27 protein-coding genes are annotated in these 22,462 nt (G+C 65.2%); all 27 read right to left on the reverse strand.

The genetic code is table 11. The features are described 5' to 3' along the window. Positions 1-5: 5 nt before the first annotated feature. Positions 6-197 (reverse strand): hypothetical protein, encoded by a 192-nt coding sequence (locus PSQ21_RS22580; RefSeq protein ID WP_274032477.1) that lies wholly within the window; start codon positions 195-197, stop codon positions 6-8. Then, a complete protein-coding gene (locus PSQ21_RS22585; protein WP_274032479.1) occupies positions 194-478 on the reverse strand; it encodes a hypothetical protein in 285 nt (94 codons plus the stop codon). Before PSQ21_RS22585 ends, PSQ21_RS22580 begins: the two co-directional genes overlap by 4 nt. 2 nt (positions 479-480) lie before the next feature. Beyond that, positions 481-858, reverse strand: coding sequence for a hypothetical protein (locus PSQ21_RS22590; RefSeq protein ID WP_274032480.1), 378 nt, complete (start codon positions 856-858; stop codon positions 481-483). Positions 859-977: 119 nt separating this feature from the next. Further along, the gene (locus tag PSQ21_RS22595; protein WP_274032482.1) at positions 978-1,265 is read right to left on the reverse strand and encodes a stage V sporulation protein S; all 288 of its coding nucleotides are present in this window, start codon (positions 1,263-1,265) and stop codon (positions 978-980) included. 62 nt (positions 1,266-1,327) lie between these two features. After that, the gene (locus PSQ21_RS22600; protein WP_274032484.1) at positions 1,328-1,906 is read right to left on the reverse strand and encodes a crossover junction endodeoxyribonuclease RuvC; all 579 of its coding nucleotides are present in this window, start codon (positions 1,904-1,906) and stop codon (positions 1,328-1,330) included. Next, positions 1,906-2,373 carry a hypothetical protein gene (locus PSQ21_RS22605; protein WP_274032485.1) on the reverse strand — a complete coding sequence of 156 codons (468 nt, stop codon included), beginning with the start codon at positions 2,371-2,373 and terminating at the stop codon, positions 1,906-1,908. Before PSQ21_RS22605 ends, PSQ21_RS22600 begins: the two co-directional genes overlap by 1 nt. After that, a complete protein-coding gene (locus PSQ21_RS22610) occupies positions 2,370-3,275 on the reverse strand; it encodes a hypothetical protein (RefSeq protein WP_274032486.1) in 906 nt (301 codons plus the stop codon). Before PSQ21_RS22610 ends, PSQ21_RS22605 begins: the two co-directional genes overlap by 4 nt. Then, positions 3,257-3,622: a WhiB family transcriptional regulator gene (locus PSQ21_RS22615; RefSeq protein WP_274032488.1), complete on the reverse strand. Its 366-nt coding sequence runs from the start codon at positions 3,620-3,622 to the stop codon at positions 3,257-3,259. The genes PSQ21_RS22610 and PSQ21_RS22615 overlap by 19 nt, the downstream gene beginning before the upstream one ends. After that, positions 3,604-3,936 (reverse strand): hypothetical protein, encoded by a 333-nt coding sequence (locus tag PSQ21_RS22620; RefSeq protein WP_274032489.1) that lies wholly within the window; start codon positions 3,934-3,936, stop codon positions 3,604-3,606. Before PSQ21_RS22620 ends, PSQ21_RS22615 begins: the two co-directional genes overlap by 19 nt. Then, positions 3,936-4,979, reverse strand: coding sequence for a hypothetical protein (locus tag PSQ21_RS22625; RefSeq protein WP_274032491.1), 1,044 nt, complete (start codon positions 4,977-4,979; stop codon positions 3,936-3,938). Before PSQ21_RS22625 ends, PSQ21_RS22620 begins: the two co-directional genes overlap by 1 nt. Before the next feature lie 231 nt (positions 4,980-5,210). Further along, the gene (locus PSQ21_RS22630) at positions 5,211-5,630 is read right to left on the reverse strand and encodes a hypothetical protein (RefSeq protein ID WP_274032492.1); all 420 of its coding nucleotides are present in this window, start codon (positions 5,628-5,630) and stop codon (positions 5,211-5,213) included. Further along, a complete protein-coding gene (locus tag PSQ21_RS22635) occupies positions 5,623-5,991 on the reverse strand; it encodes a hypothetical protein (protein WP_274032493.1) in 369 nt (122 codons plus the stop codon). Before PSQ21_RS22635 ends, PSQ21_RS22630 begins: the two co-directional genes overlap by 8 nt. Before the next feature lie 22 nt (positions 5,992-6,013). Then, positions 6,014-7,894: a DNA polymerase gene (locus PSQ21_RS22640; RefSeq protein ID WP_274032494.1), complete on the reverse strand. Its 1,881-nt coding sequence runs from the start codon at positions 7,892-7,894 to the stop codon at positions 6,014-6,016. A gap of 97 nt (positions 7,895-7,991) precedes the next feature. Further along, positions 7,992-8,747, reverse strand: coding sequence for a hypothetical protein (locus tag PSQ21_RS22645; RefSeq protein WP_274032495.1), 756 nt, complete (start codon positions 8,745-8,747; stop codon positions 7,992-7,994). Between the two features lie 3 nt (positions 8,748-8,750). Beyond that, on the reverse strand, positions 8,751-9,218 hold the full coding sequence (locus PSQ21_RS22650; RefSeq protein WP_274032497.1) for a hypothetical protein: 468 nt from the start codon (positions 9,216-9,218) through the stop codon (positions 8,751-8,753). After that, a complete protein-coding gene (locus PSQ21_RS22655; protein WP_274032499.1) occupies positions 9,215-9,685 on the reverse strand; it encodes a hypothetical protein in 471 nt (156 codons plus the stop codon). The genes PSQ21_RS22650 and PSQ21_RS22655 overlap by 4 nt, the downstream gene beginning before the upstream one ends. Before the next feature lie 100 nt (positions 9,686-9,785). Next, positions 9,786-11,387, reverse strand: a complete 1,602-nt coding sequence (locus PSQ21_RS22660; protein WP_274032501.1) for a DEAD/DEAH box helicase — start codon at positions 11,385-11,387, stop codon at positions 9,786-9,788. Then, complete coding sequence (locus PSQ21_RS22665) at positions 11,369-12,337, reverse strand: toprim domain-containing protein (protein WP_274032502.1); 969 nt, start codon at positions 12,335-12,337, stop codon at positions 11,369-11,371. Before PSQ21_RS22665 ends, PSQ21_RS22660 begins: the two co-directional genes overlap by 19 nt. After that, positions 12,321-13,553, reverse strand: a complete 1,233-nt coding sequence (locus PSQ21_RS22670) for a DnaB-like helicase C-terminal domain-containing protein (protein ID WP_274032504.1) — start codon at positions 13,551-13,553, stop codon at positions 12,321-12,323. Before PSQ21_RS22670 ends, PSQ21_RS22665 begins: the two co-directional genes overlap by 17 nt. After that, positions 13,550-13,825 (reverse strand): hypothetical protein, encoded by a 276-nt coding sequence (locus tag PSQ21_RS22675; protein ID WP_274032506.1) that lies wholly within the window; start codon positions 13,823-13,825, stop codon positions 13,550-13,552. Before PSQ21_RS22675 ends, PSQ21_RS22670 begins: the two co-directional genes overlap by 4 nt. Further along, positions 13,825-14,277, reverse strand: a complete 453-nt coding sequence (locus PSQ21_RS22680) for a hypothetical protein (protein ID WP_274032508.1) — start codon at positions 14,275-14,277, stop codon at positions 13,825-13,827. Before PSQ21_RS22680 ends, PSQ21_RS22675 begins: the two co-directional genes overlap by 1 nt. After that, positions 14,274-14,936 (reverse strand): ATP-binding protein, encoded by a 663-nt coding sequence (locus tag PSQ21_RS22685; RefSeq protein ID WP_274032510.1) that lies wholly within the window; start codon positions 14,934-14,936, stop codon positions 14,274-14,276. Before PSQ21_RS22685 ends, PSQ21_RS22680 begins: the two co-directional genes overlap by 4 nt. Next, the gene (locus PSQ21_RS22690) at positions 14,933-15,463 is read right to left on the reverse strand and encodes a hypothetical protein (protein WP_274032512.1); all 531 of its coding nucleotides are present in this window, start codon (positions 15,461-15,463) and stop codon (positions 14,933-14,935) included. Before PSQ21_RS22690 ends, PSQ21_RS22685 begins: the two co-directional genes overlap by 4 nt. 164 nt (positions 15,464-15,627) lie before the next feature. Continuing rightward, positions 15,628-16,038: a hypothetical protein gene (locus PSQ21_RS22695; protein ID WP_274032514.1), complete on the reverse strand. Its 411-nt coding sequence runs from the start codon at positions 16,036-16,038 to the stop codon at positions 15,628-15,630. Positions 16,039-16,118: 80 nt separating this feature from the next. Beyond that, positions 16,119-17,003 (reverse strand): hypothetical protein, encoded by an 885-nt coding sequence (locus PSQ21_RS22700; RefSeq protein WP_274032516.1) that lies wholly within the window; start codon positions 17,001-17,003, stop codon positions 16,119-16,121. A 463-nt stretch (positions 17,004-17,466) separates the two neighbouring features. Next, positions 17,467-19,548 (reverse strand): hypothetical protein, encoded by a 2,082-nt coding sequence (locus PSQ21_RS22705; protein WP_274032518.1) that lies wholly within the window; start codon positions 19,546-19,548, stop codon positions 17,467-17,469. Further along, positions 19,545-22,457: a hypothetical protein gene (locus PSQ21_RS22710; protein WP_274032520.1), complete on the reverse strand. Its 2,913-nt coding sequence runs from the start codon at positions 22,455-22,457 to the stop codon at positions 19,545-19,547. Before PSQ21_RS22710 ends, PSQ21_RS22705 begins: the two co-directional genes overlap by 4 nt. Between the last annotated feature and the right edge of the window lie 5 nt (positions 22,458-22,462).

Genomic DNA, 22,462 nt, shown 5'->3' on the forward strand with positions numbered 1-22,462 from the left:
GTGGTTCACCTCCCGCTGGAGAGTCCGTGTCGAAATTCGTTCAGTGCGCCCGCGCGTGCGCTGTCCGTGCCCACGGCCGGTGCCTGGCCGGGCACCGTGGCGGCCGGTGCCGGGGCGAGGGAGCCTCGGTCGGCGGAGCCCGTGGTGCGCAGCGAGCTGAGCGCGGGTGGGCTGGGTGAGGTGACGGCGGTGCTCATGAGCGAGCCCACCCCAGTCCGTCTCCTGCGGCGGGCGCCGTTCCTGCGGGAGGTGCGGTCTGGGTGACGGTGCGGTCGCCTCGCGCGGTGTTGTACGCGGACGCGCCGAACTGGGCGGCGCTGAGCATGCGGCTGCCGGTGGTGCCGGTGGCCGTACCCGCGCTGATGGTTCCGCTGCTGGCAGCAGCCTGTACGGAGGTGCGTGCCGAGTTGGTGGCCGCGCCCCTGCCGAGGGTCGACAGTCCCGCTCGGGCGGCGATGCCGGCGATGGCGGGCAGCATGGTCAGCCCTTCTTGCCCGTGTCGGCGCCGGCACGGAAGTTGTCCTGGTCTCCGAACGCGGACGGCATGCGGTAGCGGCTGGTGGTGGCGCAGTCGGGGCAGCCGGGGCCGTGAAGGGCCCGCTTGATGCGGGTGACGCCGGTGGGCCCGTAGGTGTCTGCGGTCGAGGCCAGGCGCTGGGAGCGGCGGGCGGACGTGGAGCCGGTCTCGTTGCCGCCGGATTTCGACATTCCGGAGCGGCTGGCGGTCTGCCCGGTCTGGGGGCGAATCCAGCGCACGTTGTGCAGCTCATCGCCCATGACGGGGAACTGACCGGCGCTCAGGGAGCCGGTCGACGTCGAGGTCTTGCCCCGGTTCGGGGGCGTCCAGTGGGTGCTCATGTCTTCCTCCGCGCGGCGCTGGTCGGCCCTCGGGAGTCAGAACGTGATTCATATACGAGTCAGGAAACGGTTGGGCCTGCTGGGGGGAGTTTAGGTCTCCCTGGTTTTCTTTCGGTATTTCACGAGCCCATGACGCGGATCGCGATGCCGAGGATCTCCCCCTCCGGTGTCTTGCTGCGGAAGAAAGTGATCTCCTCGGTGAGTCGTGTTCCGAAGCTGCTCACGAAGGACTGGGCGATCGGGATTGCTTTCACCGCTTGATTGATGGCGCCGGCACCCACTGCCTTAAGGACTACCTGGTGGCCGGACTTCACAGCATGGGCGATAGCAGATCCCAGTTCAGGAGGTGGCGTCACACTCTTGACGCGGAACTCCTTCTCGGGCACATCTGTGGTCTGAGTCTGCACGACAATTAGCTCCCTGCATTTGAACTGATGCAGGGAGCGTATGGCCGGACAATTATCGGCTGTTATGCCGCCGCTTTCGTGCGGGTCTTCTTCGGCGGGTTGCGGATCGTGGCGAGCACTTCCTGCTGGTATCTCAGCTCCGGTGGCTCCGGGGTGGCCAGGGCGTCGGCGATGCGGGCGAGGGCGTAGGCATCCGCCGCGTCGTGGCTGCTGGCCTCGTACTTCCAGCGCATGTAGACCGCCAGCAGCATCTTGTCCTTGTCGGCCTGTCCCGAGCCGGTGACGAACTTCTTGACGGTGGTCGGGGCGACCGCGTGGATGCGGCGCTCTACGTGCTCGGGGAACACCTCGGCCAGGGCCAGCTTCATCGCGGCGCCCAGCTCGCCCAGCTCCTCGCGCCGGTAGCGGGCGCCGTAGGCGTAGCCCTCGTAACAGATGTGCGTGGTCTGTCCGAGAACGCTGTTCCGCTCGAAATGCACGAAGAGTGTCTGGTGAACGTGCTGGATGCGCTGCATGCCGGAGCCGACGGACTTGGGGGAGAAGTCGAATACGGTCTCCTGCGCGGTGCCGGCCGTCGCGTTGTAGTGGACGACGGCACAGCCGCTGTAGGACTGGTCGATACCGATAGCGATGCGAGGCATCAGACCCCCCACTTGCTGTAGCGGTTGTCGGCGGGAGAGTTCTGTCTGCGGGAGAGATCGCGGCTACAGAACTGGGCTCGTGCCTCCGAGTTCTTGTGCACCATGTCGAGGGCCTCGGCCAGCGACTGCGCGGTGAGGTACCGCATCTCGTCCTCCTGGACCTGGTGGTCGGCTGCGGCGGCGGCCTTGCGGCCGGCCACCGTCTTCTCGGTCGACGCGGCGAGAGCGGCGCGGGCCGAGGAGACGTCCAGGCACTGCTTGGCCGAGCGCACGTTGGCGCGGGCCTCGACCAGGCGCATGGCCGCGTACGCGGTCCAGGAGACGTACTCGCCGTAGAGCGCCATGAGCTGCCGGTCGTCCAGACCGGTGATGTCTGCGGGGAGCTGGGGGAGGAAGCCGTCGGGCTTCTCTTCTTTGTCGAAGCCGAGTTTGTTCAGGTGGTCCCACATGGCGTCGGCAGCGCTCACGTCGTCTCCTTGAATTCGATGCAGCTCGCGCAGCCGGCGCGGCCGTTCAGATTGCAGTGCGGGGGAGTGTCGGCGGCCACGCAGTCGACGATGGCTGCGGCGGCTTCGATCAGGGGTTCCGAGAATCGCTCGTCGTACTGGACGGTGAAGCACTTTGTTTCCTGCGTGCTCTTGAAGTCGTAGAAGAACACGCACCGTTCGCACGGCAGGTCCTCAAAGTGTGTCGCGAGGTACATGTACAACTGGGTCTGCCGGATGGCGCTGGGCAGTGGGCGGCGGAAATCGCGCCACAGTCGGTTGACGTCGTGTACTTTCCCGTGGTCCGTTTCGACCTCGTACCGGGCGAGGAAGTCGGGGCGTTCGAACCGCAGGCTTCCCAGGCCGAGAGTTTTGATTTCGATGAGAGCGCACTCTTCCGGGTCGTACCCGTCCGCCTTGCCGCCGATTCGCAGAGCGGTGGAGTTCAGGGGAACTTCGGCGTATGTCAGGCAGGACGGCGGGGCGCCGCATTCATGGCAGAAACCGGGAGTTGTGTCGAGCCAGAAGTAGGCGTCGCAGTACAAGCAGTGCCAGTCACCGGCAAGCCGGCCCATCTGGGCAAGCCACCGCTGCCACTTTGTGTGGGTCTCGTGTCCCTCCTGGAAGATGTTCTCGCGGACGAAAGTCGTCCTCTTGCGGTCCGGTGGCTCGGCCTCCAGCTTGAGCCGGTACCAGGCCGCGAGGTGGCACCAGTCCGGCTTCACCATCTCGGAGGGGTGCATGACGTCCTGGCGACGGCCGGAGGGCTGGGCTGCCCGGTCCAGGACGTGCTTCTGCACGTCACCCCAGATGGGCTCGGCGGCCTTCGAGGCGTTGAGGTACTCGGTCAGGCGGGGACCGCCCTTTACGACGCGGCTGGCCACTGCGACTCCTGGAAGTTGGTGGTGATCGCTTCGCTCGGCGGGTGCCAGGTCCAGCGCTCGGGCGTCCCGGGATTGCGCATGCGCAGAGCGAGGCGGTCACGTGCCGTCATCCCGCCCCAGATGCCGTAGCCCTCCCGGTTGACCATGGCGACGTGCAGGCAGTCAGCCCGGCGGGGGCACACGACGCCGTCGTAGATGCCGTTGCAGATGTCCATCGCGAGGGCTTCGTCGTTGAAGAAGACGTCGTTGTCGCGGGTGGGCGTAAGCCGGTGATCGCGGCATTTCGCTTCTCCCCGGTGGTGAGCGGGGGACCAATCCGGTGCGTTGATTACGGCGCGGATTCCCATGAGGCGTCCTCCTCGTTCTCAATGAGGCGCAGAAAGGTTTCCTCCGAGACGACCACCCACCTGCGCCCGCACATCTCGATCGCGAAAGCCATGTCACGCAGGTCGAGAATCGCGTTCTTCTCTGCGTTGATCAGGTCTCTGTGGGTCAGGCTGAAGCGTGAACTTCCGGTCGTCTTGCACTCCACGGACCACGCCTTGTTCCGGACGTCGTTTTTAACCGCCCAACCGTTCCCGGACCCGGCTGTCGTGGTGCCTCCGAGCTTCTGGGCAAGACGCTTCTCCTGATCGCGGGACGTCTTGATCCGCCGGTCCATCACGCCGCTCCGGGGCGGACGCGGTCCAACACGTCCTCGCTGAGTTGTTCCTGGAGAGTGATGTCGTGGCGGATAGCGGCGTTCATCTTGTCCTTGCCGTGCCACTGGTTCTCGCGGTAGCGGTACCACCCGCCCGAAAGGTCGATCACGCCGTGGAAAATCCCCATGGTGACCATCTCGGCGGTCGTGTCGTACTCGCCCTTGAGGATTCCCGTGACGCTGTCCGCGAAATAGAACTTGATGGTGGCGACCTGCTGCGGTGCGGCTGACTTCGACTTGATGGTCTTCAACTTGATGACCTGGCCGACCCGCATCGCGCCCCCTCCCGGACGCTTCTCATCGATCCACTCGGTACGGGAGGCTTCGATCCGTGTGTAGTAGGCGTAATTCTTCGCCTTCCCACCGGGCGAGGTTTTCGGTGTCATTCCGGACGGGGACCAGCCGCCGATCTGGTCGCGCCACTGATTGATGATGAGCGCCAGCAGAGGGCGCTCTGCGTCGATCAGGGATCGGCGGGTCACACTGCCGACCTTCCGGAAAAACTTTCCGGTGACCCGCGCGCCGGCGGAGATGGTCGCCTGGTCCATCTCTTTGGCGTCCTCGTCGGCCGCGACCAGGGCCGGGTAGGAGTCGAGTACCACAGCGTCGAAAGCGCGGGATTCCGCAGCCTTCAGCATGGCCGTGTACGCGTCTTCCATCGCGTTCGTGGAATAGACCGCGACGCGGTCGACATCGACACCGAGGGAGGTGGCCCACTCCGCGTCGTAGTGCTCGGCTGCAACCCAGAAGGTCTGGAACTCCGGGTCACGAGCCTGGTTCGCAGCGATGGTCTTGTGCACGATGGTCGATTTGCCGCTGCTCTCCGCACCGACAATCTCGTTCCACTGATTTCCCGGCCATCCCCCGGCGAGCATCACGTCCAGAGACAGCGATCCCGTGGTGAAGCGGGGGACAACGGGCATTGTCGAGGCGACGATTACTGAACCTGGATGCTGTTTGTTGATCCGCGCCATGATCGCGCGGGCCTCATCATCGAGCGGCATGCCCCGACCGTAGGGAAGGCGAAAAATACCGCACAGCGCCAAAAGAGTGACGCATTTTAAATTTTTATTCACACCAGTCGGGGTCGCTCACCATTCCCAGGCACACGTGCGTCCAGGCCGGCTCACCCGGGGACGGTGAGTCCGCAGTGCGGTGGGCGCTGCTCGGCACCACGGCCATGAAGACCGCGACAGCGCCGACAGAAATGGTCGTGAGCAGGGTGACCAGACGCGTCACAGCCGCCCCACGATCACGTTCGGCTGGTACCCAGATCCCTTCGCCTGGTGCACGGACTGCCGCGTCGGCGCCGAGGAGTTGTTGGAGATCGCGACACCCTGCGTCGAGTTCTGCACGGGCCACCCGCAGTCGTAACACATGGGGGTCGTGTTGGGGGTCGGCCTCCAGTAGTGCTCACTGCGGCAACTCGGGCAGAGATCCGTCTGCTTGGCCGACTGCGCCTTCTCGGTCTGGTAGGCCCGCTGGAGCGCCTCCGGGGGCTGCTGCGGCTGCACAGGCTGCTGCGGCTGGGTGTAGGTCGGATGGGCCCACCACGGGGCGCCCGTGGGGGTCAGCCCGCCCTGGGGGGCTGCCGGCGGGGGCGGCGGGGCACCGCCGGACTGCCGGAGTTTGTCCAGCCAAAAGGAATCAGACATCACAGACTCCCAGTCGTCCCTTTTCGAGTAGGTGTGCCACGACGGTAGCCACGGCTGTGCGGCTAATGGCCTGGAACATCTGCCGCTCCACTTCAGAGTCGGCGTCGTCTTCGTCGTGAATGCGTGAAAGCCGGTAGAGCACCAGAGCCGCGACATCGGCATGCCTGAATGCGTCGGTGGCGAGTCGGTTGAACTCTTCGATGCGGGTGTGCGACAGCAGGTGCTCGATGCGGTCCACGTCGGGGCTGGCCGGCACGAGGCCCAGCTTTCGGCACACCTCTTGGTAGTCGCTGCACGCGACAATGTCGCGCAGCATTCCACGGAAGAGGGCGGGTGCTTCTTCGAGTTCGATGTCGGGCATGCCTCAAGCGTAGAGGTAAACGTTATTTCGCCTCACTCCAGCGACGGCAGATTTTTACGTCTGTGGTGACCGGGACGGAGAGGAGTTGCATTTCGGGGCCGGCCATCGCATCGTGCAGCACCTTGGCCCCTTCCTCGGCGATGCCCGCAGGGCACATGACCGCGATCTCGTCGTGCACCGTGAGAAGGATCTGCATTCCCGGCAGCAGGTTCTTGTGAAGCCGCACCATCGCGAGCTTGGTGATGTCTGCGTTGGAGCCCTGCATGTGCGAATTGACCACCTGACGCTCGGCCTTCGCGCGGCGGGAGTTGTCGTGAGACAGCAGATCAGGCAGCCGACGCTTGCGGCCGAGAAGCGTGCGCAGGTATGGCTCCGGACGGCGTGAGCGGACCGTGCGCAGCAGCTTCGCCTTGTATCGATATACCTCGGGGAACTCTCGCTCGTGTGTGGAGAGAATCTGCTTGGCCCGGCGCAGAGTGGTGTGCGACATGTCGGCCACCTTCTGAGGGCCGGCGCCGTAGGCGATGGCGAAAGCGATGGCCTTCGCCACTTGCCTCATCTGCTTGGTGACGTCCTCGGGCGCGACCCCGAATACGGCTGCGGCAGTCGCGGTGTGTGCGTCCACCCCATCCCAGAACCCCTGCCACAAGGCACCCTTCCCCGCGAAATGCGCCAGGATTCGCTGTTCGATCTGGGCATAGTCGGCGACGAGGAGCACGAAACCGGGGATGGGGTCCACGAGGTCGCGGATGGCCTTGCCCCACTCCGTTTCCGCGCGGGGCCAGTTCTGAATGTTGGGTGCCGAACAGCTAAAACGTCCCGTCACCGTCCCGTACTGCTTGAGCATGGGGTGGATGCGGCCGTTGAAAATCTGGGTCGGCTTTCCCTCTTCGGGGTTTCCGAGATAGCCCTCCACGTAGGTGCCCAGGATTTTAGAGGTTTCCTGGTAGGCCAGAATGGCGTCGACCACCGCGTTGCGCCCCTGGTACGGGGCCAGAGCTTCTGCATCCGTACTGGGAGCACCCTTGGGGGTGCGCTTCCGGGGGCGCAGCCCTTGCTCCTCGTAGAGCACCTTCTGCTTCTGCGGGGTGGAGCCGATGTTGAAGACCCTGCCGGCGGCCTTGTAGACGTCGGCCTCGCATCCGGTCATGCGCTGGCGTAGGTCTGTTCTTAGCCGCTGGAGAGCTTCAATGTCGATGGGCACGCCGGCGCCCATGTGCAGCAGGCAGTGCAGGACGTCCATTTCGAGGGCCCACATGTCCTCCAGGCCCTCGACGGTGATGCGCGGACGCATGCTGCGCCAGTGGAGCCAGGTGGTTTTGGCGTCCATGTAGGAGTAGTCGGCGACGGCCCCGAAAGGGTGCCGCTCGATGCATTTGCCGACCTCCTCGGTGTCGTAGACGAGGCCCCAGCGCTCTTTGTCCAGTGCCTTCAGACCAAGGGGCCTGTTTTCGTTGAGCATCCATGCCGCGACGATTGTGTCCCCGTACGGCGGCGGGGGGAATTTTCCGCCGTAATATTTCGCGACGCTCAACAGGTCGAAGGGGGCGTTGTGTGCGACTTTGCGCCGGTCGGAGAAGAGGAGTTCTTCCAGGGCGTCGAACACGACGCTGGGGCGCAGTTGCTTCGGTGGGGGCTCCCACTGTTCGGTGATCTGCTCCCACTCGCCGGTGTTCTTGTTCTTCCGCCGGGATGCCTTTCGCAGCCGGTTATTTCCGTTGGGGTGCCCCATGGGGATGACGAAGCACTCGCCTTGTGCGGCGAGTGAAATCCAAGCGGTCTCGTTGACCGCCGGTACCCCTCGGTACTCACCCACGGTCTCGACGTCGAAAGCGAATTCGTTGTGGCCACGGAGACTGGCGACAGCTTGTTCGAGCTGACGCGTTTCGGTGATGAGCTGCACGGAGGACCCCTCGCCGTGATAGGAAATGGCAAGGGCCCGCGCCGGCGGTTCTGACTCGTTGAGCCGGCGCGGGCCCTGCCTCGCGATGCAGTGCCTGTCAGGCGTCTTCCATCAGCAGGCTGACCACGTCCTCCATGGCCTCCTGGTCGAGAGGTTCCTTGACCTGGGTGCCGTACTCGTGGCGCTGGGAGACGAACGCCGCCAGCTCCTCGTCGGTGAGCGGCGGGACGTTGTACTCCTCTTCCAGGTCGCGCTCCTTCACCCGCTCCAGCGTGTACTCGACACTCTTCTTCTTCGTCTCCTTGCGGATCGTGAAGTACAGGTCGGGCCGGTCGAGGGGCCCCCGCTTGGAGTCGGTGGCGATGTCCTTGAGCTGGCGTGCGATCTTGATTCCGGCTTCCCAGACCTTCATGGACGGACTGTCCGGGTCCTCCAGGGACACGACGTCGAAGCAGGCGGAGAAGCGCTTCGCCTTGTCCCCGAGCGCGCACAGCGGGCAGTCGGAATTGGCCCAGCAGCGCACGCTCTTGGAGCCGTCCTCGATCTCATCGATCCAGTGGGACGCGTACACATCAAACGGCCCGTCGGACAGGATCTTGATGACAGTGCGGCTCTCGCCGACCTTCAGGTAGAAGTCGCCGCTGGCGGCGGATGCGATCTTGTCGACGTCGTCCCAGCCCGCCATCGCGGTCTGGCCGGCGCCCGTTGCGACCACACGCCCGGAGATCGCCTCGCGCGGGGCTGCGTCACGTCGGGCGGGGGCGGCCTCGCCCCGTCCCTTCCGGGAGTTGCTCTCTTCGGCAGGGCGTGCGGGGAGCGATCGACGTCGGCCGTACGTGCGGGGTTCGGACATGATTCAGCTCCAGTTATGGATGGGGTCGGGCATGACGGCGCGCGTCTGCTGGAACAGTTCGATGCAGCGAGCCGGAAATTCTGTGTGGGAGACGAATCGCTTCGTCCCGGACAGGACGCCCTCTTCGTAAGCGATGACCAGAACGCCTTCGATCTGACGCCGTGTGTACAGGCGACGGCGGCCGTTCTTGGATTCGCCGTTGTAGATCCAGGTCGCCCGGGGGAAAAGCGGCGGGGTAGCTGCTTCCCATTTGTAGAGCGTTTTCGTGGATCGGCCGAGGGCGTTGGCCAGATGCGAGATGGCGAAGAATTCGCGGTAGAACCCGCTGATCTTCTTGTACACCGGCTTGTCGTCCCACCGGACGGTGTCGCCAGCGCCGACGTGTGCCTGCACCGGGTGCGGGACGCCGATGGGGCGAGAGGTCCCGGGGTAGACGTCCAGGGGCTGGCGCGGGGGGTGGATCGGGCTCATGTCGCCAGTCCCCGGAAGGCGAAGGTCTCTCGCTGGACGAGGATTTCGTCCATCTCGGCCTCGGTGAGGACTCCTTCCTGGAGGAGTACGAAAAGCTCGTCCGCGTCCAGGCTGGGGACCGGGGGGAACGCCCGCCGGTAGATGGCATCGCCCTTCGCCCGGGTGATGCGCTCGGCGGCCTCGGGGTCGGCCGTGATGGAGACGCGGCGCTCCCGCTTGATGCGGGTGTACTCGGTGTCGCCGGCCGGGACGGGGAAAGGCAGGTCCAGATACTGGCTGCCCTTGTGGTCGGTATAGCCGCGCTGCTCGACCGCAGCCGCGACCCGGTCGCGCAGTTTGTTCAGGCGAGTCGTGCGCTCAGTTACTTCGGCCTTGAGGGTCGCCCATTCCCGGAACACGGGAATGATTGGGTCGAACGGAATGCGTTGGGGTTCCGGGGCGGCCGTGGTGTGGGGTTCGTCAGGCACGCTGTGCTCCCGTAGGTGGTGCGAAGGAGCTACTCGGAAAGCTCCATGCCCGAAACCCTACGAGTCGATAAAATTACCGCCAATCGGCCAGACGAGTGCCTCAAAATGTTCTGGAGATGTTTTCTGACAGGGACTCCACGTCCATGTCCAGTTCTCCGGCCCCTGTGCCATCGATCACTGCCAGGGAGAGGGACTGGCGGAGCCTCAGGGTGGCTTGCACGCGCTCCTCGATGGTGGATTCGACCACGAGGTTGGTGACGTGGACCCGGTCGTAGTGCGACGAGGCGCGGACATGCCGTGTGTTGCGCTGGGCCAGCACCCCATTTGAATACGGGAGGTCGTAGTTGATCAGGTACTGAGCCTCGGGCAGATCCAGGCCGTACCCTCCGGCATTTGTTGAGATGAATAGCTTGCAGTCGGGGTCCGTCTTGAACTTGGCGACGGCGCTGGCTTTCTGGTCGGCATTGAGCTGGCCGTGGAACTGCACGAGGTCGCCGTGCTTCTCCAGGCGCTCGACGAGGTACGGCAGCAGGCGCCGGTAGTCGGTGAAGACGGCGATTTTCGCACCTTCGGCGACCATCGTGGCCACCAGCTCGTCCAGAGCGATGAGCTTGGGAGAGCTGTTCAGGTCCGGCAGGTCTGTGCGGGAGGCGGCGAAGTCGGCCGCGTACCTCGACCCGTGTCCCTTGCCCTCGTGGTAGGCGACGGCGCTGTCCATCAAGAGCTGCGGGTGGTCCAGCAGCATCCGGGCGGCCTGGATGCGCGCCATGACCTTGCCTTGTGCCCCCTTGCCCTCCGACTTCACGCCGGCGTAGTACGCGGCAACGTCAAAGTCGTCGCCGGCTTCGGTCAGCTCACGCATGGCGTCCTGGAGGTCGACCAGGATGGCCTTGTAGATGGCGCGGGTCGTCTTGTCGAGTTGGACCAGGCGCGTGGTCTCCGACACTTCAGGAAGGTACTGGGCCACTTCGGGGTCCATCCGTGATTTCCGGATCATGGATCGCCGGAGATTACGGTTCAGCAGGTCCAAGTTCTTGTAGCCGATGACCGCACCGAACCAGTTCCGCTGGATGAAGGACTTGTCGAACAGATCCCAGCGGCCGAGGATCTTCGAGTTCACCCACTCCATGATGGAAAAGACTTCCTCGGGCAGGTTCTCAACTGGAGTGCCTGTGAGGGCAATTCGCACCGGGGGCTTCAGTTTCTTGATGCGTTTCGTCGTCATGGCGGCGAAGTTCTTGATGGCCGTTGCTTCGTCGAGTACGAGTGCGTCCGCCGGTACCGCGCAGAGCTGACTCCAGTCGTGCAGGACGGAGCCGTAGGAAGCAACGATGTACTCCGAGTGTTGGGCCGTCTGCCATTGCTTCTGGCGCTGGGCCTTGGAGCCGTTGATGACCACGCAGACTTCTTCGACCGGGACGACCAGCTTCATGCCGCGCAGCTTCACGGTACGCCTGGGGGCGTCGGTGAACTGTGCGATGGCCTGAGCCCACTGCCATTTGAGGGAGGACGGGACCAGGATGACGCAGCGGCGCACGTCGCCTTCCCCGAACATCTCCTCCATGGCGGCAATGGTGAGCACGGTCTTTCCGGTGCCCATCGAGTAGGCCACCAGAAGTCGGCGGTCGGACAGGATGCGGGCAACGCCCTCGTGCTGGTAGGGAAATAGCTTGCCGGTGAACATCATCGCCTCCTGCGCCACGGGTGACAGGCGGAGGCGTAGGCCGCCTGGGCGGCCTCGTCGTCCATGTCGCCCAGATCCTTCGCTCGGGTGTGGGTGTAGTCGAGGAACCGCATGGGGAGGCCGCGCGGACGCCAGCGTGCGTAGATCCGGTCACGCGAGGTGTTGCCGGCCTCGTCGTTGTCCAGGCCGAGGACGAGGATGGTGCAGCGCGTTTTGAGCAGGCGCATCTGTGCCTCCGAGACGTGGGCGCCGAACGCCGCGAACGCGCCGGGTATGCCGAGGGAATGGGCGCGCACTGTGTCCAGGGGGGATTCCAGCAGGAGCGCTCTAGATCCCCGCCAGGAGAGGTCGCCGAAAAGGGTGCGCGACTTGAAAATTCCAGCCGGGTAGTTTCGGAAGAAGCGTTTCCCCTTCTCCTGCCAGCCCCACAGCTCCCCCGTCTCGGGGTCGCGGATCGGAAGAATCCAGTGCCTTTTGACCGGACACCACAGAACGCCAAGCGCCGCGCACGACTCGGCAGTCAGGCCGCGAGATTCCAGGGCCTTGGCCGGCGGCGGCTCGAAAAGTGCAAGGGCTGCTTCTGTGATCCGGTCTTCTGGCTCTTTGCGGGGGGTGTGCTGCTGATCGTCCTGAGTGCGGTATACCCCGTGGCGTGCCACCCAGCGGAACGCGTCGATCCGGGAGTACCCCAGCCCGTCCTCCACCAGTTGCACGAAAGGCCCGGAGTAACCACACGAGAAGCAGTGAAAGAGCCCGGTGGACGAGTTCACCGAGAAGGAGGGCCTGCGGTCCGCGCGCCCGGTGAGAGCCAGGTGGGCGGGGCAGCGGGCAAGAAGTTCCGTTGACTCTTCCCCGTTCACCTCGCGCAGGACGTCGATTCCCAGCCGGTGCAGGGCGCCGGCGACATCTTGCGGGACGGGGTTGGAGAACGCGGCCAAGTTCTCCCAGAAGTCAGTACGGGAGTTCATCTTCGACCTCCGCCTCCTCGAAGGCAGGCGGGTCCCACGAGATGGAGATGAGGTGTTCCTGCGGGGGCGCGTTTCTACTGGCGAGCACTTTCATCCGGTAGAAGAAGTCCTCGTCGGTGGCCTCCATCCCCACCACGAGGTCAGCGTCCTGGACCCACGCGGACGTGTAGCCGAGAGATGACGCGGTAAGCCCTTTGGCACCCACCTTGTGGGACAGGGACTGGGTGGTGACGACAAGCGGAATGTCGTTGTTGAGCGCCAGTTTCTTGATGCCCCGGCTGATGTTTGTCAGGGCAAGCGGCGTCTGCGACTCGCGGCTGATCTCGTCGTAAAGGAAATACGCTCCGTCAATGAAAACGACGGAGGGGTCCAGTTGGTCGATCTTCGACTGGATGCCCGTAAGCGTCATCGCGCCGGCGCGGTCTTCCGTCACCACGTACGGCTGGTCACCCAGCGGGCTGGCCAACGCCTCTTCGAGGGCTCGCCACTCCTTCGGTGAAAGCTCCCCCGTCTGGAGCTTCTTCGGGTTCACCTGGGCCAGGAATCCGTCGAGACGCCGGGCGATTTCGAGGTAGGGCATCTCGAAGGAGATCAGCAGGGGTTTTGCCCCGTAGTCGTACGCGGAGCGGGTCATTCCCAGCATGACCGTCGTCTTGCAGCTTTTGGCGAGCCCGGTGAGCACGATCATCTGCTGCGGCTGAATGCCCAGCGTCAACTTGTCGAGAAAGGCGAAACCCGTTGGAATGCCCAGGAGTTGTCCGGGATTGTCACGGGCCTGGCGGTACACCTCCAGGCGCTGCTCGCCGGTGGCTGCGTAGTCGATCTCCCGGGAGGTCGCGGTTGCCGTCGTGGCGTGCGCGAGCATCATCCGCAGGAGCGGCAGCGCTGAGTCCGAGCCTCCCTTGTCGAGCGCTTCGGCGACCGCGTCCAGGCCCAGATCGATGATCGTCCTGCGCCGGGCCTCGTGCAGTTCGCGGATGAGGTAGTCGACGGGGCCCGAGCCGGCCTCGGTGAGCTGGAACCCGGGGTGGTCGCGCTGGATGACCTCCGGGGTGGGCGGCTCCCCGAAGTCGGCCCGGAATTCGAGGATCTCCGCGAAGACTTGCCGGTTCTTCGGGTCGAGGAAGTGCTCTGCGGTGATGCGTCCGTTGACGACCGTCTCCAGGTCGCCGGTGAGCGCGATGTAGCTGATCACGTCCTCTTCGATGCTGCTCACAGGATCTCCAGCAGCGTCAGCGGACCGAGTTCCTCTTCGAGGTCCCCCAGGGCGATAGAGCCATGGCAGTCGTCCTCCACCACCGGCTCGACCGTGATGCGGGGAAGCGTGTCGTCTTCGAAGGTGGCGACGACGGCCCAGCCGATGAGCGGCATCGACTCGTACCCCTCCAGCGTCAACTCGGAGCGGAAGTGCGCCGTCTTGCCGACCGTGTCGGGGATGAGTTGGACGGTCTCGCGGCGGCACGCGCCCTGGGGCCGGTAGCCGGGCATCAGATCACCTTCCGCATGATCTCGGGGTTGCGCGGGTGGACGTAGAGACCTCGCGGCCCGTACCGCAGGACGTGCTCGGGCAGTGCGTGCACGATGTGCGTCGGGTCGAGCAAGCCGATGAGCCGTGCCATGTCGGTGGGTGTGGTGACCACCAGCCGCGTGCAGGGGATGGACTCCGCGTCGATCCGGGACGCAAGGGCGCTGGCCACGGCTGGGGGGAGAAACGTGGTGATGGCGACGGGCTGGTCCTGTTCCCACAGGCGCCACAGCTCCGCGACGACGGCCCCGTTGCTCTCTTCGAAAAGGTCCAGGGCGCGGGCGGGCTGATGCCAGCGAAGACGCCTACCGAATCGTTTCTCCGTGTAGCGGGGGCCCGGGAGCCCGACCAGGTGCTCCCAGACGACGTAGACCTCGGGGCGAGGCGTGGCGTCCTGGTCTGCGCGGGCCGTCACCTGTCGGCCTTGCGCAGGGACTCGCCGACGAAGATGCTCCGCCGTGTGCACTGGTCCATGAAAGAGCGCAGGGCCTTCGAGTAGCGGGCGGCCCAGTCGTCACCGGAGAGGTTTGTGGTGATCAGAGTGGGCCGGCCTTCGTCGTAGCGCTGCCGCAGCAGTTGCTCCAGGACGTCCTCGGCGAAATTCGAGCCCGTGGAATGCTCGTGGCCGGCGTCGTCCAGAAGCACTACGTCGGCCCACTGGACGCGTTCGACGGCGTACTGGATACGCGACAGCTCCTCGGCCGCTACGGATTGATCCGCACGGATCAGCCGTCGCTCGCGGTCGATGTGGTCGCTGACGCGGGAGTAGTAGACGGTGGTGCCGTACCGGCGGCGCAGTTCGCTGAGGATCGCGGCGGCGAGGGTTGTCTTCCCGGTTCCGGGCTGGCCGGCGAACAGCAACCCAAGGCCGTAGAGGTGCGGGTTGACCGGCAGCCCGCGCCAGTTCCTGGACTGCTGGGCGCGGTAGCCGTCTACGTAGAAGCGGGCCTTGGCCAGTGCCTCGGGCTGGGCGCCCATCGCTTCCACGTCGTTCAGGGTGATGCCGCGCAGCCGGGGAGGGATGCCTGTGCCGATCCAGCGGGCGCGCTCGGGGTCCATGGGGCTGGTGATCACGCGGTCCCCCAGGAGGCGGTGAAGGCGTCGTCGGTGGTCTGGTCGGTGGGTGCTGCGTCCTGCCAGCTCTCGAAGTCCTCGGCGGTCGTGGTGATGCCGGTGTCCCGCAGGGAGGCCAGTAGCTGGTAGCGCTGCCATTTGAAGTCCCACACGTACGGTTTCGTGGGCCTTCGGCTGCCCAGCCGGCGGACGTACAGGTCGGTTAGGGCCCGGCAGTCGTCCGGGGTCAGTCCGGCGTCGCGCCGCAGCTCGGAGAAGACCGAGATGAGTGCCTGTCGATTGCCGATCTCCAGGCCGCCGGCCCAGCTCAGGGGCGGGCAGGCGCGGGCGAAATAGTCGGCGAGGCCGGGGAGGCTGTCGGGACCGTAGGAGCGGCCCTGGGAGCGTCGGGCGCGGCGGGGTGCGGGCTCGGGCGGGGTCCAGGCGGAGGCAGGGGGTGAGGCGGGCGCTGCGGTGTCCTGGAGGAGGTTCTGGACGTAGGCTGTGGCGTCGAGTTCGGCGTCGGGGTCAATCGGGCGTCGAGCCATCGTGTCTCCTGGCGGTGTGGCGGGCCAGAACTGCCCCGAACGAATGTTCGCGGGCAGCTAATAGAACCCGAAGGGTTCTATTTGCCTAGCTGTTTGCTTGAGCTAGGGCTTTTGCTTGAGTGCGTATGTGCGCGCTCGATGTGTCAGTTGATGCGTCAGGGGAGTTACTCGCCTTCGGGCAGGGCGTCCTCGAATTCGCAGTTCTGTTGCATGAGGAGCCGGATCGCCCAGTCCACGAGCTGCTGGTGGGGCATTTGGCGCTGAGCCATTCGGACGGGGCCGAAGATGCTGGCTACCGGGACGTCGCTGACGCGGACTTGGGTCTCGGTGACTGCTCCGGGCCAGACATGCACGCGGAGAACTCCGATGCGGCGGAGGTCATTTACAGCCCGGGTGGCGGTCCGCAGCGACACTTTCATGTCATCCGCGAGATCCTGCTGTGTGACGTAGGCGCATGACCAGCCGGTGTTCGCGTCATACCGGGTGTCCTTGTGCGTGATGAGATTCGTGTACGCAGTGCGAGCCCTTGCGGGAACTCTCGCGAGAATCTCTTCAACGGCAATATCGAGACCCATGCTATTCTCCCGGGGAATGTGTCGAATGGCGTGGCAGCCTGAATGTGGCCCCCGGCGGAGTCCGCCGGGGGTCCTTCGCGTCAGGCGGGAACGCGGCGCTTCTGCACACCGGCCGGCGGTCGGCCACGGCCGGCCGGCTCCCACTCGCCCGTCTCGCTGTTGAAGATTTCGAGCCGTGTCTTCTTCGGCTTCTCGTCGTCCGCCTCCTGGTCCTGCGGCTTGCTGGGCGCCAGCAGTGAGCGGCCGTGGATGAGGGTCTGGCGCAGGCTTTCCGCGCGGCTCACCAGGTCGTTGGTCAGGTCGCCGACGAACGCCTCCGCTTCCGCGAGGGACTGGCTGACGGTGGCGGCCTCCGTGGCGGTGAGGGTGACGTCGGGGGCGTCGGAGACCACCGACAGGGCGGTCTGCCCGTCGGCCTCGACCTCCAGGGCGGACTCCTGCGGCGGCTCGTGTCCGGGCAGGTGCTGCCACCCCACCTCCAGTAGCGCCCGCGACAGGTCGTGGCACGGGATGCTCTCGCGCAGTGCAGCAGCGGCGGCCGACGCGGTTGCCTCGTCGAACTGCCCGTCCGTGGAGAGGAGAAGGAGCAGCGGGTTCTCGGCCTGGCCGAGGTGCTCGACCATGGCTTTGCCGAGGTCGCCGGCGATCACGATGTCCTGCTCGGGGTTGTCGACGTTCGCCAGGACGTCGTCGGTGAAGTCGTTTCCGGTCTCGTCCCAGAGCACTCGGTAGGGCAGCTCGCAGCGGATACCCCACTCCCAGACGCGGTGCACGCCCTGGGATGTGGCGTGCTCGCCGGCCGGGATCAGCAGATTCAGCTCGTAGCGGTCCGACGGGCCGAAATACCCCTCGGCATCCTCGGGGCCCATGGCCAGGTGGTCGTTCAGGGCGTCGACTACCAGGGAGGTGGGGACCTCGGCGACCCCCAGAATTCCCAGAGATACTGTTCGCTTCCCGGTGGCCATATTTTCCTCACATGGGTTGATCGGCTGGGTGTCAGCGATAGTGCCCTCAGCGACAGCGCAGAAATAGGGGCGACAGGGCCTTTTGTTTTAGATCCACTCACCCGGCGCAATGTAGCCCGCAGGGGTGAGACAGTGCCCTGACCTCTACGGACCGGGCATGGGCATCCCTCGTCTGGCCCTGTTTCGAGTCGCTACGGCAATTTGAGGTGTCTCACTCGTACGGCTCAGAAGACTGAGTGTCCCGGCGACGGAAGCCGCCGCGAGAGGGATAAGGAAATGCTCGTCCACCCAATGGTCTAGTGCCATGGCGGTGCCTACCGCCGTAGCGGCCTTGGCGTAGCCGGCGAGAAGGTCCGGGACGGGGAGCGCGGACACCAGGAACGTGACGAGGGGACGCAGGAGCGCCTCCCAGACGAGGAATGTGGCGAGCGCGAGGACGAGTAGGTACATGGCGAATCCCGGGTCACGGAGCGCTGGCGTACACGAGCCGGTACGAGGCGCCCACACCGATCTGCCGCTGGATGAGCTGGTCCAGACGGTATTGGCTCACCCTTTTTCCCCGGTAATAGTGCGAGCGAGAATCCCCGGCCGCTCCCTCCCACAGGTAGTCAGCGGAAGGCTCGTTACCGTCGAAGAAGTCGTCCAGCCGGTCGGCCTGCTCGACCAGGAGGTGGTCATAGCGGAAGGTAAGGGGGCCGACGTTGACGTACGGGCCGTTGGGTACACGGGCCTGCCACAGGGCGTCGGCATGCACGACCTGGTCGCCGAGGGAGTAGGTGGACGTCTGGCTCCAGTCGGGTACCCCTTCCGGTGCGTCGCCGAGGTGCTCCCACACCGCATCGCTGGAGCCGGGGGTGACCGAGGCATAGACGCTGGCGACGTCGTCGGCCGCGTAGCCGAGGCTCAGCCGCAGGGACCCCCCGAAGGTGCTGGACGTCTTGAACGTCACCGCAAGCCGAGTCCAGGTGGTGTTGTCGGTGGGGTCGAAAATGGGGGTGCTCGTGCCCCGGATCAGGTTCACGCCGTCATGCGCCCACAGGGTGACGGGAACGGGGGAGGCAAGTGGCCTGACGTAGAGGGACGCGGTGTAGACGGTGCTCGCCTTGAGGCGGTCCACAAGAGCCGGCTGAGCGGTCGCCGAGACCACGCCGGTACGAGGGGAGGTCCCGTTCACCAAGGTTGCGACCGGCGCGGTCGTAATGCTGTACTGCGCGGCGTTCCCGACGATGCCGCCGCCGACGGCCAGGGTGTGCGCCGTGGTCAGCGAGGCGTCCTTCTCCTGGTTCCAGCCCCAGAGGGAGTTCTGGAACGAGGGGTTCTTCGCGTAGTTCACCCGGGTCGCCCGGAGCTTGACGATGAGCTGGCGGGGCGGCTGCCACGAGCGGGCCGGGGATGCGCCGTTGGCCTTGGTCGCCAAGGTGGAGGGAACCCAAATACGGTGCTCGTCCGTGTAGAACTGCACCCGGCTGGCACCGCCGGAAGTGACCCGGGGGACGACGGCCGCATAGGCGGCACTAGCGTCCATGGTGTACGCGACGCCGACCTGCTGCCAGCGGTAGTTGCCCAAGGTCGTGGAAGCGGGGCCAGCCTGGAACGTGCCGATGAGGTTGAAGTTGCTGTCGTAGCGCAGGACAGCGCACGTCACCTGCTGGCCGGCGATCTCGGTGGCCACCGACACCTGCGCCTGGTAGGTGACGCCGGGCTCGACCCGCACGAGCGCGGTCTGGAGAGGGCTGAGTGTGAGAACGGCAGGTGCTGCGATCGGCGCGCCGTCAACGACTCCCGTTCCACCAGGATTCTCGGCCGTCCCCTCGCCCGGCAAAAACCCCCGGTATTTCACGTCAGCATAGGTCTGGCGCTTGGCCTGGAGATTGGGGTACGTGCCGAACTGCTTCACGGCCGTGTAGGAGTTCGTGGCTGGCGGAGACTGATAGACCAACTTGCCGCTGAACTCGCCGCATGACGTCTGCTCGTTGGTGCGGGTGAACGTCATGTGGGCGGTCTCGCCGCCACCACCTACAGCGCTGTACATCAAGCGGCCCTCGTAGGAGGACTGCTCCAAATCAAATAGGTTCGATCCGAATTGGTTTGTGTCGGAGTCCAAGCCCTGCGGTGTCTTCTCGAACTGTACGTAAGCTATCTGCTGCGTTTCGTTCTGTGCCATGGCGTAAGAAGTGAGGCCGAGGCGCGCGTGATCGAACACGCCGTAGACCGCACCGAGGGGGCCTGGACTGTAAACGCTGTTGGGTGCTTGGACGGTGAGGGAAAGGCGTTTCCATGTGTTGACCGGGTCCGTGCCTCCGACCCGAATCACTCCGGAAGTCGGGTAGCTGAACGCTGGATCGCTGTAGACGGACGGTCCGTACGGCACTACGCCGAAGTCCGTGAACGAACCTGGCACGCTGGACTGAAGGAGCACCATCGTCCCGCTGCCAACGCTGCTGCCTGCGTCCATGGAAATCTGCGTGATGAGCCGAAGTGCTGGGTTGAACACCCCTGTGCCCAGCGTTGTCCCATCCAGCGTGATGGGAATGGGGATGGTCATGTGCGCACCCTTTCCAGCAAGCCGTATCCGAGCGCCGCGTTATTCCGGGTGTCGCTGACGTTGGCGAGCGTTCGCCACGCTGACCAGCCGCGTGCCTCGACAAGAATGTCCCCGGACCGGTTACGCACCTTTACGCGCTCGCCGTAGGAGATAGGGGGCCAGGTGGCGACGACGGAGACGTTGACGGCTGTGACTGTGCCGCCGGACACCGTGACGGTGGTGTAGGTCAACCTGTCGCGGGACACGAGCCAGTACGCGGAGGAGCTGTACCGGAATGCGATTCCGTGCTCCATGAGGGCCTGTGAGTCGTCAGGGGGCGACATGAAGGTCACGTAGCAAACTTCGCCCTGGTGCCCGGTCGGCAGCGTGGTGTAGACCCAGTTGCGCTGGAACCAGAGCACTCGGCCGGCCTGTCGCTCCAGGGTGTTGCTGGAGTTCCAGGCGGTCGGCCGTGTGACACCTCGCGTGTTCGCCCAGGCGCCTCCGGAGTAGTTCCAGGGAATGGCCACGCCGTGCTGGCCGGCGGCGGGCATGGTGTAGCCAGCCGGTGCACTGCCTGTAGAAGCTGGGTAGACGGGGGTCGTTTCGAAGCGGTCCAGCAGGAGCTGCGCGTCGCTCGCGATAAAGCCGAGTCCGCCGTAAACGCCGCTGCTGTTGTACCAGTTGACGAACAGCCTCACGTCCGCACCAGCCGCTGTGGCGGTCCGGTTGTGGTACAGCGAATAGGTGTAGCGCTGAGTGTTCAGGCCGCACCAGCGCCACCAGAGGTTGTCTGTGCTGTACCCGGTCGGGTAGACGCCCAGAGACGGGCGGGCCGCCTCGTAGAGGTGCCCCCGCCATGAAACTCGGGCGCCCTTCTGGTAGCTACGTGTGGTCGACCACGAGACGACTTTTCCGGTGTGTACCGCGTCGTTGAGAATCCGGCTGGGCTCGGGCGAAAAGTTCGCCCTGTAGGAGGTGAAGCGCCACTTCTCCGGATGGAGATCAGGTTGGCGTCCCACGCTCTGCGCTACGGCGACGTACACAGGTGCCGGCGACCACCCCAAGGGATTCCAGGTGACGGCTTGGCCCGGGTAGTACGTGTTGTCGTTGACCCAGGCGCTCGCGCGAATAAGGCCGGCTACGAACACACCCCTGGAACCCGGCACCAGAGCGGTGTAGTTGAGACTATTGCCCGTGCCTGGACTAGCGGTGCCGACGGCAGCGCCCTGCGGGGAGATCCACCAGTCGGGCGTGCCCGTGGTGGTGACGTCCGGATTGATCGAGCCGTTGGGCAGAGATATGTTCCACGAGCCGTAGCCGCCGGTCAAAGGATTCAGCTCGGTGGAGGTGTCCTTCAGCGAATTCGGAGTGATGGCCTGCCAGTAGACGGCCGAGTTGGCGTGGCCGGTAGGCGGGACGTTCAGGTTGATCCCGCCGCCCTGCATCAGCAGGTGGGAGATGGTGATGTCGTGGCCGTGAGACAACGCGTTCTTGCCGGTGACGGTCAGGGTCAGGGTGTTGCCCGTCGCGGTCAGGTTGAATTCGCCGACCAGAGCCATGGGCACCTGCTGCCGTGAAGGGCTGTAGAGGTCGATGGGTGCCATACCGCTGTCGACCCCGTTGACCTTGGCGGTGATGATCCCGCCGGCCGGGTCGGCGATGGCGACAATGAGGACGTTGTACCAGCCGGCCCCGCCGCTGGCCGCGTTGAAGGTAAACGTCATGGTGTCGCCGAGGTCGGCTTGGTCAAGGCGTACGTACCCGGGGTACGGATCGGCGACTCGGTCGGGGTCTTTCAGAAGGCTTCCAGAACCGGTCCGGGTCGGATTCGAGCCAGTGAAGGAGAGATACACCGACTCGCGGCGTGGAGTCCCGATAGCTGAGTAGAGGGAGCCGTTGTAGCTGACGATGTCCGAGTAGAGCTGACTACCGGCGGTCGCGAAGTAGACCGTGTCGCGCTGCCATACCGGGTAGGTGGGCGAGGCGAAAGCTGCCTCGTCCATGTCGTGCAGTTCGTTGTACCCGGTCAGCACGTCGGCTTCCCAGCCGGTGACCGCCTTGACGAGGCGGGCCGTGGAAGCGATGGTTCCCCGGTCGCGTCGGATGAGCGCTGCGTCCTTCACGTATGAGCGGCGCAGCTCTGGGAGGGCGGGCAGCTCGTGCGCGATGCCCATGCTCTGAGCAAGCAGGACAATCTGCTGGTCGGTGCACTTCAGCACGTCGTTCATGCGCAGCAGTTGGGCGTGCTCGCACTTCATGACGTCGTAGAAGTAGCCAAAAAGAGAGCAGAATCGGCTCAGTTGCTCGTTGACGGGGATCGCGGAGGCGGTGCTTTCGACGACCTCGACCTTGTACGGGCGGGGGATGTGGTCGTACAGCAGCTCGGAGTGCCGGAAGTCGCGCACGCTCAAGCCCACACATCCGCCGCAGCGGTACCACTCATCGACGATGCCGTTGGCGCTCCAGGCATCGGGATTCGTGTCGGGCTGGAGGCCGGTAACCGTCTGTGTGGCGGCGTACACGGTGGTGCCGTAAGTGACCAGGTCGCCTGGGTAGTAGGTGGCCGTCGGGTCGTAGGTGTTGGGCGCCGTGGAGACGAACACCGCGTAGTAGTAGACCTGGCCTTCCGCGACGGTGCTGTCCAGGTAGCGGTTGGCTGTGTCGCCGCTGGAGGCGTTGGCCTCCAGAATGACCCAACCGTCGCGCTCCGTTTCAGGGATGCCGTAGCGGTTGCGTACCAGCCGTAGACGCGTCCACGCTTTGACGCCGGCAAGGATTTGGGAGGCGCCCGCTTGGGCGGGTGTTTCCCAAGAAACCTCCAGCGCGCCGTAGCCCCGCTGCTCGGCGTGCATGTTGGATTCGAAAGAGACGAAGTGGGGTGCGCCGTAGCGAGTTTTGGCGTAGATATCGAGTTCGTAGACGCCCATTACAG

The organism is Streptomyces sp. MMBL 11-1 (assembly GCF_028622875.1).
Lineage (GTDB): Bacteria > Actinomycetota > Actinomycetes > Streptomycetales > Streptomycetaceae > Streptomyces.